The organism is Dactylosporangium sp. NPDC005555 (genome assembly GCF_040605635.1).
Taxonomy (GTDB): domain Bacteria; phylum Actinomycetota; class Actinomycetes; order Mycobacteriales; family Micromonosporaceae; genus Dactylosporangium.
The window spans coordinates 15,701-29,468 of sequence record NZ_JBEXDG010000026.1; the positions used below are offsets into that span (position 1 = coordinate 15,701).

10 protein-coding genes are annotated in these 13,768 nt (G+C 70.2%); 4 read left to right on the forward strand and 6 right to left on the reverse strand.

What is annotated here, in order from left to right; all coding sequences use genetic code 11:
• The first annotated feature begins 27 nt into the window (after positions 1-27).
• Genes ABZS58_RS27235 through ABZS58_RS27250 form a run of 4 tightly spaced genes read left to right on the forward strand, consistent with a single transcriptional unit; the run spans position 28 to position 3,672 of the window.
• Positions 28-1,056 (forward strand): alcohol dehydrogenase catalytic domain-containing protein, encoded by a 1,029-nt coding sequence (locus ABZS58_RS27235; RefSeq protein WP_354786041.1) that lies wholly within the window; start codon positions 28-30, stop codon positions 1,054-1,056.
• Between the two features lie 5 nt (positions 1,057-1,061).
• A complete protein-coding gene (locus ABZS58_RS27240) occupies positions 1,062-1,814 on the forward strand; it encodes an SDR family NAD(P)-dependent oxidoreductase (RefSeq protein WP_354786042.1) in 753 nt (250 codons plus the stop codon).
• Positions 1,811-2,689 carry an amidohydrolase family protein gene (locus ABZS58_RS27245; RefSeq protein WP_354786043.1) on the forward strand — a complete coding sequence of 293 codons (879 nt, stop codon included), beginning with the start codon at positions 1,811-1,813 and terminating at the stop codon, positions 2,687-2,689. The genes ABZS58_RS27240 and ABZS58_RS27245 overlap by 4 nt, the downstream gene beginning before the upstream one ends.
• On the forward strand, positions 2,686-3,672 hold the full coding sequence (locus ABZS58_RS27250; RefSeq protein WP_354786044.1) for an aldo/keto reductase: 987 nt from the start codon (positions 2,686-2,688) through the stop codon (positions 3,670-3,672). Before ABZS58_RS27245 ends, ABZS58_RS27250 begins: the two co-directional genes overlap by 4 nt.
• Positions 3,673-3,710: 38 nt before the next feature.
• Here the strand turns inward: ABZS58_RS27250 and ABZS58_RS27255 are convergent, their stop codons facing one another.
• The 6 genes from ABZS58_RS27255 to ABZS58_RS27280 form a co-directional block, all read right to left on the reverse strand.
• Positions 3,711-5,252: an arabinofuranosidase catalytic domain-containing protein gene (locus tag ABZS58_RS27255; protein ID WP_354786045.1), complete on the reverse strand. Its 1,542-nt coding sequence runs from the start codon at positions 5,250-5,252 to the stop codon at positions 3,711-3,713.
• A 183-nt stretch (positions 5,253-5,435) separates the two neighbouring features.
• Complete coding sequence (locus ABZS58_RS27260) at positions 5,436-7,781, reverse strand: ricin-type beta-trefoil lectin domain protein (RefSeq protein WP_354786046.1); 2,346 nt, start codon at positions 7,779-7,781, stop codon at positions 5,436-5,438.
• Between the two features lie 133 nt (positions 7,782-7,914).
• Positions 7,915-9,186 (reverse strand): ricin-type beta-trefoil lectin domain protein, encoded by a 1,272-nt coding sequence (locus ABZS58_RS27265; protein WP_354786139.1) that lies wholly within the window; start codon positions 9,184-9,186, stop codon positions 7,915-7,917.
• Positions 9,187-9,656: 470 nt separating this feature from the next.
• Positions 9,657-10,538, reverse strand: coding sequence for a ricin-type beta-trefoil lectin domain protein (locus ABZS58_RS27270; RefSeq protein ID WP_354786047.1), 882 nt, complete (start codon positions 10,536-10,538; stop codon positions 9,657-9,659).
• A gap of 199 nt (positions 10,539-10,737) precedes the next feature.
• Positions 10,738-12,252: an alpha-N-arabinofuranosidase gene (locus ABZS58_RS27275; RefSeq protein WP_354786048.1), complete on the reverse strand. Its 1,515-nt coding sequence runs from the start codon at positions 12,250-12,252 to the stop codon at positions 10,738-10,740.
• Positions 12,253-12,395: 143 nt separating this feature from the next.
• Positions 12,396-13,757, reverse strand: coding sequence for a PHB depolymerase family esterase (locus tag ABZS58_RS27280; RefSeq protein WP_354786049.1), 1,362 nt, complete (start codon positions 13,755-13,757; stop codon positions 12,396-12,398).
• Positions 13,758-13,768 lie beyond the last annotated feature (11 nt).

Consider the following 13,768-nt stretch of genomic DNA (forward strand, 5'->3'; position numbering starts at 1 on the left):
GCTGTCCACCGCACCGTATGGAGACCGATGAAAGCCGTCGTCTATCGCAGGGCGCGCACGCTCGACATCGAAGAACGCCCCGAAGAGGAGCCCGGCCACGGCGAGCTGAGCATCGCGATCGCCTACACCGGCATCTGCGGGACCGACCTGCACATCTACCACGGTGACATGGACGCCCGGGTCGGCACCGAGGCGGTGATCGGCCACGAGATGTCGGGGCGGATCGCCAAGCTCGGCCCGGGCGTCACCGGCTGGACCGTCGGCCAGCCGGTGACCGTCATGCCGACGAGGTCATGCGGCCGGTGCGCCGCATGCCGGCGAGGGCACTCCCACATCTGCCACGGCATGCAGTTCCTCGGCATCGACTCCCCCGGTGCGATGCAGTCGCTGTGGAACGTCCCCGCGGATCTGGTGCTCCCGCTGCCGGAGGAGCTGCCGTTGGAGCACGCGGCCCTCATCGAGCCGACGGCGGTCGCCGTCCACGACGTGCGCCGCGCGAACGTGGGCACCGACGACCACGTCGTCGTGGTCGGCGGCGGACCGGTCGGCCTGCTGATCGCCGCCGTCGCGCAGCACCGCGGCGCACGGGTCGTTGTGGTCGAACCGGACGGATTCCGCCGCCGCGTCGCCGGCGAACTCGGTGTCGAGGCGTTGGACCCGGCGGCGACCGACGTCGTGGCGACGGTGAACGACCGCACCATGAACGCGGGCGCCGACATCGCCTTCGAGGTCTCCGGCTCGGCCGCCGGAGTCACCACCGCCGTCGACGTGCTGACCACCCGGGGCCGCCTCGTCATGGTGGCCATCCATCCGCAGCTGCGCCCGGTCAACCTGCACCGGTTCTTCTGGCGCGAGCTCGAACTGTTCGGCGCCCGCCTGTATCAACGCGACGACATGACCGAGGCGATCCGGCTCATCGCCACGGGCGAGGTCGCCGTGCAGCGGCTGATCTCCCGGATCGGGCCGGTGGACACCGTCGGCGACGCGTTCACCGCGCTGGAGTCCGGCGGTGGCGTCATGAAGGTCCTTATCGACTGGCAGGAGCAGCCACGGTGAACCCGATGTTCGACCTCTCGGGGCACACCGCCGTCGTGACCGGCGCCAGGCGCGGGATCGGCCTCGCCATCGCCGAGGCTCTCGCCCTGGCCGGCGCGGACATCATCGGTGTCTCCGCGCAGCTGGAGCCCTCCGGCAGCGACGTCGAACGGCGGGTCCGGCAGGCCGGGCGCGCCTTCACCGCCCTGACGGCCGACCTCGCCGACCGCACGGCGGTCCACCGGCTCGCCGCGGACCTCAACACGCTCGGGCCGATCGACATCCTGGTCAACAACGCCGGCACCATCGCGCGCGCCCCGGCCGCCGAGCACTCCGACGGGCTCTGGGACCACGTCATCCAGGTGAACCTCACCAGCCAGTTCCTGCTCAGCCGCGAGATCGGCCGGGAGATGGTCCGGCGCGGCCGAGGAAAGATCATCTTCACGGCCTCGCTGCTGAGCTTCCAGGGCGGCATCAACGTCCCCGGCTACACGGCCGCGAAGTCCGGCGTGGCCGGACTGACCAAGGCGCTGGCCAACGAATGGGCCGGACATGGCGTCAACGTCAACGCCATCGCGCCGGGCTACATCGCCACGGACAACACGCAGGCACTGCGCGACGACCCGCTGCGCCACCGGTCCATCCTGGAACGGATCCCGGCCGGCCGCTGGGGCAGGTCCGAGGACATCGGCGGGGCTGCGGTGTTCCTGTCCGCGCCGGCGTCGGACTACGTCAACGGCATCACGCTCCCCGTCGACGGTGGCTGGCTCGGCCGATGAACCACAGCGCAGCGCGAGCACCGCGGCAGATCATCGACGCCCACCACCACCTGTGGGTCCGCGCCCGCCACCCGCAGCCATGGATCAACGGCACGACGATGAAGGCGATCAACGCCGACTTCACCGTCGCGGACCTGACCCTGCAGGCCGCCGCGTCCGGCGTCACCCAGACCGTCGTCGTGCAGAGCATCTCCTCGCAGGCGGAGACCACGGACCTGCTGCGCCAGGCGCAAAAGGCCGACCTCATCGGTGGCGTCGTCGGCTGGGTCGACCTCATGGCACCCAACGTCGCCGACCGTATCGCCCGGCTGCGGGCCGGTAAGGGAGGGGACCGGCTCGTCGGTGTCCGCCACCTCGTGCAGGAGGAGTCCGACCCCGGCTTTCTGGACAGGCCGGACCTGCGCCGCGGCGTCGCGGCGGCCGGCGAGGCCGGCCTCGCATTCGACCTGGTGATCCGCCGCCACCAGCTACCCGCGGCCGCTCGGCTCGCCCGTGACCTGCCCGGCGTGGCGTTCGTCCTGGACCATATCGGTAAACCCGCGCTGCCCTGCTCGAGGCACGGCGGCTGGGCCCGGGACCTGCGCACCTTCGCCCAGCTGCCGAACACGACCGCGAAACTGTCCGGCCTGGTGACCGAGGCCGACTGGGCCTCGTGGACACCGCAGGAACTGCGGCCCGCCGTCGAGCACGCACTGGACACCTTCGGCCCGTCGCGGCTCATGTTCGGCTCAGACTGGCCGGTCTGCCTGCTCGCCACGTCATACCAAGGCTGGATCGAGACACTCGCACAGCTGCTGCATCCGCTGGATGCGGCGGAACAGGCGATGATCTGGGGTGACACCGCCCGTAGGATCTACCGCCTGAGGCCGTCGTGACGCGCCGGGCGCTTCCGCGCAGGCCGACGATCGGCCTCACCGCGTTGGGTCTGGGCGCCGCACAGGGCGGCAACCTGTACCACGCGACCACGGACGAGACCTTCGCCGCGGCGGTCGACGCCGCCTGGGACACCGGCATCCGGTACTTCGACACCGCTCCGCACTACGGGCTGGGGCTGTCCGAGCGGCGACTCGGTACCGCGCTGCGCGCGAGGCCGCGCGACGACTTCGTGATCTCCACGAAGGTAGGACGGATGCTCGTTCCGTCGCCGCAGACGGCGCACCTGCGCGACCCGGAAGGCTTCGACGTCGCCGCGACGCACCGACGGCAGTGGGACTTCAGCCGCGACGGCGTTCTCCGCTCGCTGGAGGCGAGCCTCACCCGCACGGGCCTCGATCGCATCGACATCGTCTACCTGCACGACCCGGACGGGCACTGGCGGCAGGCCGCCGCCGAGGCGGTGCCCGCGCTGACCGAGCTGCGCGACCAGGGCGTCATCGGAGCCGTCGGGGTGGGAATGAACCAGTCGGCGATGCTCACCCGGTTCGTCCAGGAGGCCGACATCGACCTGGTGATGTGCGCCGGCAGGTACACACTGCTCGAACAGGGTGCGCTGCACGACCTGCTGCCCGCCGCGCAGCACAGCGGGGTCGGTGTCGTGATCGCGGGCGTCTACAACTCCGGCCTGCTCGCCACGGACCGCCCGCCGGCGGACGCCACCTACAACTACCGGCAGGCACCCGCCGAGTTGATCGACCGCGCGCACCGCATCGCCGAGATCTGCGAGGCGCACGGCGTCACGCTGCCCGCTGCGGCACTCGCCTTCGTCCGCGCACACCCGGCCGTCGTGGCGACGGTGGTCGGCATGCGCAACCAGACCGAGGTCCTGCAGACCCTGCAGCGCGCCGAGACCGCCGTCCCGGACGTGCTCTGGGCCGCCCTCCGAGCCACGGGCCTGATCGAGGCACCGGCGAGAGGGTGAGCCCCGCCGCGACACGCGACGGGGTTCACCCTCTGCGGTCAGCGATAGCCGGCTGCGACGACGTTCGCCTGGACCGCGTTCTCCGTCGCGTCGGACGGATAGCCCGCCACCATCGCGCCTTCGTAGAACGTGCCGGCGCTCTGGTTGGCGCCGCCGTCGGGCTTGCAGCAGTCGCCGCCGCTGCCGAGCACGATCGCGCCCTGCTTCTTCATCGGACTGTAGCCGTTGGGCAACGCGCCGTCGTACAGGGTGAACAGATTACCGGCCTGGGCATTGCTGCCCTTGATGGCCAACCGGGACGTGCCGTTGTTCTTCAGCGTCGCCGTGACGAACTTGCTGGTGAAGGCCCGCTGGTTGGGGTTCCACGAGCTGCTGCCACCCGGGAACAGGCCCCATTCCAGGTCCGCCTGCACCCACGGGCCGGAGCCGGAGCAGCCACCGAACCAGCAGCTCGTGCCGAAGTAGATCGCGTCCATGGCACCGGCCGCGTCCGCTTTGCGGGTCGTCTCGCTGTTGCCGTAGTCGAAGCAGCAGCCGCTGTTGACGTGGGTGCCGCTGGTCACCATGTACATGCCCTCGGGCGCGCTGCCGGTCGGCACGCCGGTCAGGTGACCGTCACGCCAGTAGCTGTTACCGGGGTTGATGTACAGCGAATACGCCTTGCCGCCGCCGACGGTCAGCGACTCGGTGGTCGCCTTCGCCGGGCTGCTCTGCGGCGAGCCGGGCACGACGCTCGATCCCTGATACCACAGGTCGTTGCCGCGCCCGGACTGGTCGTACAGCACCGTGATCACGCATGTCGTACCGGCGCAGAAGGAGTCCTGAGCAGACGCGTTCGCAGTGCCGCCGGCGGCCACCACGCCGATGTTTCGGGTGGTGCTGTCCGAGGAGCGCCGCACCTGGTACAGATTGCCGCTGTACGCGCCGTAGAGGGCTCGCACGGTGCTGTGCGCGGCGACGCACGGCGTGCCACCCGTGGCGTAGATGTCACACGGTCCACCGGTGGTCCCCGAGGGCGGTGCGGTGAGGGTCCACTGCTGGTTGTTCTGGCCGCCGCAGGCATACAGGATGATCTTCGTTCCGTTCGCCGTGCCACGGCCGGTGGCATCCAGGCAGAGGCCCGACTGCACGCCGGTGATCGACCCGTTGGCGTTGACGGTCCACTGCTGGTTCGTCTGCCCGTTGCAGTCCCAGATGATCACCGGAGTGTTGTTGGCGGTCCCCCGGCCGCTGGCGTCGAGACATTTGTTGCCGTACACGGTCAGCTGCTTGGCCGCGGTGTACGTCCACGACTGGCCGACGGCGCTGCCACAGTCCCACAGCTGGACCTGGGTGCCGTTGGTGGTGCTGGCGTTCGGCACGTCGACGCATCGGCCGGAGCCTGAGCCAATGATCTGCTGGGGCGCGTCGGCGGCCAGGGCGGCACGGCTCAGCGGCACCGCGACGACGCCGGCGAGCAGGAGCATGACGACGAGCACCAGGATCGTGGGGCGGCTGCGGGGAGGCGTCGCAGCGGCCGTTTCGGGGGCGGCCCGGCGGGCGGCGGGATGTCCGGCGGGGCCGTTCGGCGTCTTGGCCATGGGCGGCATGGCGTCGTGGCGCGGGCCCATCAGTATCGGTTCCAGCGTCGTGCGGCGGCCGGTGGGGTGTGTTGCATGTGGCCCTCCTTCGAAGAGACGACGTCCGCTCGGTGGTGTGATCGCTCATCCGGCCGTCCGATGTGGACGGCCGGACCGTTGCGCCGCCGGCCGGTGGTCAGGCTGTCAGGCCCGGATCCAGGTTTGGTTACTGCCCCCGTTGCAGGTCCAGATCTGGACTGCGGTGCCGTTGGTCGTGCCGGCGCCGTTGACGTCCAGGCACAGCCCGGAGCCGGCGGCGACGATGGAGCCGTCTGCGTTGACGCGCCACTGCTGGCCGGTGCCGCCGTTGCAGGTCCAGATCCGTGCCCTGGACCCCTGCGTCGTGCCGGCCACATCGAGGCACTTGTTGCCGTAGACGGTGAGCTGGTTGTTCGCGGTGAGCGTCCACTGCTGGTTCGCGCCACCGTTGCAGTCCCAGATCTGCACGACCGCGCCGTCAGTCTGGCTGGCGCCGTTGACGTCCAGGCACCGGTTGGAGCCGGCGCCGCGCACCTCGCCGGTCGAACCGCCAGAGGTGCCGGCCGGGGTGACCGTGAGGTTGTCGAACTGCGCTGTGACACCCTGACCGGTGCCGTACCCGATCTGGCCGGCGACCCAGGTGGAGTCCGACACGGAACCGACGGCGGCGCCGTCGACGGACGCGGTCAGCGTGCTGCCGTTGATTGTCAGCGACAGCATGTGCCAGCGCCCGACGCCCAGCGCCGCCGTGGTCCCGCTGGCCAGGGTCCGCCAGTTGCCGCCGGTGTCGTTGCTGCGGATGGACCAGGCGCCGGTGTCGGTGACCCGGAAGTAGTAGCCGTTCAGGTTCTGCGGGCCTTGGTGGTCGTACGTGTTGCCGCGGCCGATGAGCTGCGCGTGGCCGGACTTCTCGAGCATGACGTCCGACGAGACGGTGTAGTTGCGCCAGGTCAGGTCGCCCAGCAGCGTGAACGGTTCGGCGTGACCGGACGTCCAGTAGATCGGCGTCTGGTCCGACATCTGCCGCACACAACGCCCGGTGCGGCCGCCCCCGCAGGCTGCGACCTCGAACGAGCCCTGCTGGTCCATCAGGTATGTGGCTTCGCGGCCGACTGCGTAGCTGTCGAAGGTGTCGCTGTACGGCAGCTTCAGATTGCCCTGTGCCGGGCTGAGCGCCGTGCCCTTACCCTGCCCGGCCGTGGTGGTGATGCTGTACACGTAGCCGGGCTGGACGGTGAGGGAGAAGGCCCCACCGGAGGGTGTGATGTCGGCGCCGCGCACGAAGTGCTCGGCGCCGCTGTTGGATCGGACGTTGGTGGACCATACCCGCACCGTGCCGGCGGACAGCCCGCCGGTGACGGTGAAGTTGAGTGTCTGCGCCGCACCGGCGTCCATCGTCTCGATGATGGTGCTGTAGTCACCGTTGGCGGGTGAACGCAGTGACACGTAGCTGCCGTTGTTGCGGTTGCCGCCGATGTAGCCGCTGGAGCTGTCGAGGTAGCGCCAGCCCGGAGCGGTGAACTGGGTGGTCTGTGCCATCACCCACGCGTTCTTGCCGATCGCGTAGGCGCCCGACCACGGCTGTGACGCCACCGCCACACCCGTGGTCGCCCAGGGGATGTTCGGCGTGATGGCGGCGATGGCCGGCCAGTTGATGTAGGCCGTCATCCGTCCGTCGACGTAGCCGCGGTTGATGCCGCGGGCGAGCGCCTGCGCGCCGGCGTTGTAGTCGTCGGAGCCGTTCTCGCTGGCCCACAGCGCCTTGCCGGTGGCCAGCGCGTTGTTGGAGCTGGGGCAGCTGCTCTGGGCGCTGCGGTACCCGCACACGTAGTGACTGCCGAACGCGGACACGGCGCTGGCGAACGCACTGTCGCGCAATGCGTCATCGGCGGCCGACCACCCGAAGTCGTCCGACGCGACGATCTTCACGCCGCTGTAGCCGTGCGAGTTCAGTGCTGCGCGAAGGTTCTTGTACCAGGCGACGTTGTAGCCCTTCTCGTTCCAGCCGCCGAGGTAGTTGATCGTCAGCCCGTGCGTGCCGGCGCAGTCCAGCCACGCCAGCAGGTAGTCGATCGAGTCGTTGGACCAGAAGTTGCCGTTGCCGATCCAGCCGGGGGCACCCCATGCCAGCCCGACCAGGCTGATGTTGGGGTTGCGGGCCTTGGCCTGCTCCATCAGCCACCACTCGTACCCCCGGTTGCAGCTCACGGCCCCGCGGGTGTGTTCGTGGCTGGGCTCCGCGCCTGAGGTCGAGTTGGTGTCGCCGCCGATCTCGACCTTCAGGATCTGCATCGCCGCGCCGTAGCCTGGCTTGAAGAGGTAGTTCAGGATGTCGCTGCGCTGCGGCTCCGGGTAGTCGATCAGCAGCCGGCTGTTGCCTCCTCCCCCACTGACCGCGCCGATGCCGTCGAGGGCTCGTCCGCCCGACGAGCCGTTGATCGTGATCGCGGTCGCTGCCCGGGCCGGGGCGCCGAGGCCCACCAGCACGGCCGCCGCGACCAGGGCCACCATCGCGATCGCCGCCGCCCCGCGCCCGGAACGCCTCCATCGGACCGTTCGGCCGCTCCTCGTTTCCATGCGAGTTCCTCACCGACTTTCGCAGGGGTGGCGCCGGCTCGATCGGGCCGGCGCCACCGGTGACCGGTCAGCCGCGCAGGCTCCACTGCTGGTTGGTGCCGCCGTGGCAGGCCCACAGCTGGATCTTCGTGCCGTTGGCGGTGCCGGCGGCGCTCACGTCCAGGCACAGCCCGGACTGCGCGCCGGTGATGGCGCCGTTGGCCGCGAGGTTCCACTGTTGGTTGGGCTGGCCGTTGCAGTCCCAGATGACGACGGTGGTGCCGTTGGCGGTGCCCTGGCCGTTGGCGTCCAGGCACTTGTTGCCGTATACCGTCAGCTGCCGGTTGGCGGTGTAGGTGAAGCGCTGGTTGGTGCCGCCGTGGCAGTCCCACAGCTGCACCTGGGTGCCGTTCGTCGTGCTGCTGCCGGGTACGTCGACGCAGCGGCCGGATCCGGTGCCGACGACCGTGACGTTCGACTGTCCCGGCGGCTGACTGCCGGGCGGGCTGCTCGGCGGCTGAGAGCTCGGCGGCGTGCCGCCGGCGAAGGAGGAGATGAACTGCCAGGCCTCCGCCTTGGTCCACGTCCTGGTGCCGTCTTCACAGCCGGAGCATCCGTCGACGGGGCCGGGGCCGTGACCGCCGTCGAAGGCGGCCCACCGCACGGGGTACCCGGCGCGGCAGGAGTAGGTGGTCGTGATGTGCCGGCCGCTGCCGGCCGCCGGCTCCGGAGCGTTCTGGGCGGCACAGCCGTTGTTGCGCAGGAACGTGTCGCGCAGTGCGCGCCCGGAGGAGATGTTCAGGACGTTGTCGGAGATGCCGTGGATGCCGAAGTATCCGATCGGCTGGGTGCCGCCGCTGCACCCGGACAGCTGCGCGCCGGAGTAGACCACGACCGCCCGGAAGACGGTGGCCCGGCCGCAGGCGACGGCGTAGCTCATCCCGCCGCCGTAGCTGAACCCCATGGCGAACAGCTGGGTGGTGTCGACGCAGAGGTCGTTCTCGATCAACCGGACCATGTCGTCGGTGAACGTGATGTCCTGGCCGTTGGAGTTGGCCCAGCCGTTGCCGATGCCCTGGGGCGCGACGAGGATCGCGCTGTTGCTGGACTGCTGCTGCATCCCGTAGTACGCCCACGAGGTGCCGCTGGTGCCGCCGGAGGCGACGTCGTTCATGGTGCCGCCGCGCCAGTGGTAGCCGAAGATCAGCTGGTACGGGCGGGTGTTGCTGTACCCGTCCGGGATACGCAGGATGAAGCTGCGGCTCTGGCCGCTGCTCTGGATGGTCTGGGTGCCGCTGCGCAGCGTTGGGGTCTTGCCGCAGCCGGCCGTCGTGGCCGCGGACGCGGCCGGCATGGTCATCGTCGTCACGGCGACGATCCCGGAGGCCACGACGGCCACGGCGCCGAGCGCCGCGAGCCAGCGCGGCACGAAGCGTCGTCTCTGGCGAGTGCTCACAACGATGTCTCCTTCGGTTGGCGGCATGGCGCTGCCTGTGCAGGTGCGGCCGGGGGGCGCCACTGGGCGGGGTCGGGCCGCGCCGGCGCCGCATCGAACTCGGCCGAAACATAAGTCGTATGATGTGTGCTGTCAAGAGATGCAGGATTGTCGATGAAAGCCTTGTTTTGTGCCGCGCCGGCCCGCGCGGACGCCAGGCGTCGAGCCCGGGCATCGCATCGACCAGGATCGTCACTCGTCCGGCGCATGAGCCGTGCACCTACCGCGCTCATGACGCCGTGGCCACGGATGTAACTTTCGGCGAAGCCCGTGACGCCCGCCCGGGTGGCCCGCCGCGCACGCCCGGGGTGGCACGGCACGGCGGACCGGTCGGGTCAGTTGCGCAAGCTCCACTGCTGGTTGGCGCCGCCGTTGCACGACCAGAGGATGAGCCTTGTGCCATTGACGGTGCCGGCCCCGTTGGCGTACAGGCAGAGCCCGGACTGCACTCCGGTGATGGTGCCGTTGGCGTTGAGGTTCCATTGCTGATTGCTCTGACCGTTGCAGTCCCAGATGACCACGGCGGTGCCGTTGGTCGTCCCCCGGTTGCTGGCGTCGAGGCACTTGGTGCCGAACACCTGCAGCTGCTTGCCCGAGGTGTTGGTGAACCGCTGATTGCTGCCACCATTGCAGTCCCACAGCTGGGCCTGGGCACCGTTGGCCGGGCTGGTGCCACCGATGTCGATGCACCGGCCGGACGCGCCCCCTGCGATCATGACGTTCTGCTGGCCACCACTGCTGCCGCCCTGCTGCCGCACGATCCACTTCGACTCGGCCGAGCGGTTCCCCTGGGCATCCACTACGTAGAGCCGGTATTCCCCGGACGACGTCGGCGCGGCGATGGACGTCGCGGTGCCGCCCGCCCTGGCCATCGTCGGACCGGCGGCGAAGCTGGTCGTGCCCGACGGGGCCAGCCAGACGGTCCTGGTGGCGTCGCCGGTACTGCGGATCGGGATCGTGGCCGTGCCACTGGTGACGAAGGTGCTGGCCGGCAGCGCGTAGTTCGGCACAGCGACCTGACCCGGCACCGCGAGGTCACGGTACGCGTCCTCCAACCCGGAGTTCACGGCGATGCCGTAGGCCGCGGCGGGCCAGACGTAGTCGGCATACACCAGGATGTCGGGCGTCTCGCCGTCCGGGCGTCGAGCACCGCGGCGGAGGGTTGCTGCCGCCCGGACCGGACCTCCGCAGGTATCGCGCAGATGTCTCGCAGGCACGGTAGGACGGCACCACTTCGCGATGTGCGCCGCATCGACAGCAGGTGCCGGCCGCAATGCCGCGGCCGTCGACCGGCACCGCCGTCGACCGGCCGCCGCCTTGTCCCTCGCCTGGCGAAAGGCCCATTCAAAGACTAGACATCATACGTATGAAGGGCAAGGTTTTGCATGTCTCGATGCGGACCGCATCACGTCGTGATCACTCGGGGAACTCCAGGCGTAGCATCGTCCAGGACACCGGCGGCAGCTCGACCCGCATTCCGTCCGCGTGCCGCATCGCCGACGGGTTGCCGCGGGGCAGGACGGTCGTCGCGTCGTCCGCCGTCGCCGTCCACGTGTGGTCGGGGTTGGACAGGGTCAGCGCCTCGACGATCTGCGGCGCGGGCAGGCCCCGCAGATCGACGGTCAGGCCGACGGGCCCGGTCGTCGACCGGTTCACGGCGAACAGCACCAACCCACCCGTGTCCGGCTCGTACGTGGCGACGGCGTCGACGACCGGCACCGCCCCGAACCGCGTCGTGTCGTGGACCGGTGCGTCGATCGCGACGCGCAGCACCTCACCGGCGGCGTGCCGGGCGGTCAGCGCGAAGGGATGGAACGTCGTCTGCCGCCAGGACCGGCCGCCCGGCTCCGTCATGATCGGTGCGATGACGTTGACGAGCTGGGCGAGCGACGCCGCGTGGACCCGGTCGGTGTGCCGCAACAACGAGATCAGCAGGTTGCCGACCACGACGGCGTCGGCGACGTTGTACCGGTCCTCCAGCAGCACCGGCGCGACCGGCCAGTCGTCACCGGCCGGCGGGCGGGACTCGGCACGCTTGACGTACCAGACGTTCCACTCGTCGAACGAGAGATGGATGCGCTTGTCCGCCTTGCGGGCCGCCCGGACGGCGTCCGCGGTGGCGACGACCGACTCGATGAAATGGTCCATGTCGACGGCCGAGGCGAGAAACGACGCGAGGTCGCCGTCGTCCTCGCAGTAGTAGGCGTGCGCCGAGATCAGGTCGACGACGTCGTAGGCCTCGCTGAGGACGATCCGTTCCCACTCCCCGAACGTGGGCATGCCGGAGCCGGACGACCCGCACGCCACCAGTTCGAGGTCGGGCTGAATCTGCCGCATCGCCCGGGCGGTCTCGGCGGCGAGCCGCCCGTACTCGTGTGCCGTCTTGTGCCCGGTCTGCCAGGGGCCGTCCATCTCGTTGCCGAGGCACCACATCCGGATGCCGTGCGGCTCCTCGGCGCCGTTGCCCCGCCGCAGGTCCGACAAGGCCGTGCCGCCGCGCACGTTGCAGTACTCGAGGAGGTCCAGCGCCTCCTGAATGCCCCGCGTGCCGAGGTTGACCGCCATCATCGGCTCGACGCCGGCCCGGCGGGCCCAGCGGACGAACTCGTCGACGCCGACCGTGTTCGGTTCTGTCGAGTGCCAGGCGAGGTCGAGCCGCACCGGCCGCTGCGCCCGCGGACCGACGCCGTCCTCCCACCGGTACCCGGACACGAAGTTCCCGCCCGGATACCGCACCGTGCTGACGCCGAGCTCGCGGACCAGGTCGACGACGTCACCCCGGAAGCCGTCCACGTCGGCGGTCGGGTGCGCCGGGTCGTGCAGCCCGGTGTAGACGCATCTGCCGAGGTGCTCGACGAACGACCCGAACGTCCGCCGGCGGACCGGACCGACGACGAACGCGGGATCGACCGTGACGCTCGCGAGCTGCATGCATCCTCCTGGACTGATGTGTCGTCGCGGCGGCCGACGTCACCGGCGCCGCGTTCCAGCGCATATCTCATCAATGACGCCCGGCAATGACCAGCACCGGATCGTGGCGGTCCAGGTACCGGTGCGCAGGGTCGCGGCGCTTGTCAGCGGCGGCTCCAGCGCTGGTTGGCCGCCGCGGTGCAGGTCCACAGAATGACCTTGCTGCCGTTGGCGGTGGCCGCGCGGTCCACGTCGAGGCACAGCCCGGACCGGGTGTCGCGGATGGTGCCGTCGGCGTTGAGGTCCCACTGCTGGTTCAGGCCACCGTTGCAGTCCCACAGCTGGACCTTGGCGCCGGCGGTCGCGTTCAGCGGCGCGTCCAGACACTTGCCGAGGGAGCGCAGCGACCGACCGTTACGGGTCCACTGCTGGTTCGCCGCGCCGTGGCAGTCCCACAACTGCGGCTGGGTGCCGTTGGTGGCGCTGCTGCCGGGCAGGTCCAGGCAGCGTCCGGAGGCGGCGCCGACGAGTGTGGTGGTCACGCCGGTGCTGGTCGTCGGGCCCGGCGAAGTAGGGGTCGGGGAGGTGGGGATGCCCGCGCCGTCCAGGCCGAGGAAGGCGACGGCGTATGCGAGCTGACCGGACATCGGCAGCTGGTGCCCGACGCCGGTGATGCTGATGCCCTCGACGGTCGCCTGGGTGCCGGTGCTGCCGTAGCGGGTGCGGGTCCAGTTCGACTGCGGATGGTCGGTGAACGCCGGGGTCTGGCCCAGCCCATTGAGGTTCGTCCACTGCTTGACCGCCTCGCCGAAATTCGGGTAGGCGAGGGTGGTGTCGGTCGTGCCGTGCCACAGCTGCATCCGCGGGTAGCGGCCGGTGTAGCCGGGGTACATGGTGCGCGCGGTGTCGCCCCACTGCTGGGCGGTGCGGATGATGGTGCCGCCGGAGCACTGGCTGTTCCACAGCGAACCGTCGGTGGTGGCGAAGCAGCCGGCGGGGACGCCGGAGAACGCGGACGCGGCGGCGAACACGTCGGGGTACTGCGCGGCCAGGACGTTGGTCATCATCGCACCGGAGGAGAAGCCGGAGACCACGATGCGCGACGCGTCGATCGGATGGTTCGCGCGGGCGTAGGCGACCATCGACATGATGCCGGTGGAGTCGCTGCCGCCGTTGCGTTGCAGGGCCGCCGGCGTCGACACGTCGAAGCAGTTGCCGCTGCGCGTCGCCTCGGGCAGCACGATGATGAAGCCGTACCGGTCGGCCGCGTTGACGTAGTCGTGGCCGTTGCCGTTGAAGACGCCGCCGGCGGAGCCCCCGCAGTAGTGCACGAGCACGAGCAGCGCCGGCCGGGGAGCGACGTTGACCGGCACGTAGATGTACATGTTGAGGCCGGTGGGATTGTTGCCGAAGTTGGTGACCCGGGTCATCCCGGCGGCCGCTGCCGGCCGGACCGCCAGCAGCACGGTTGCGATCATGAGGGGCAGTGCCGCGGCGAGCAGCAGCACCCGGAATTTGCGTCGCATCAGGATCTCCT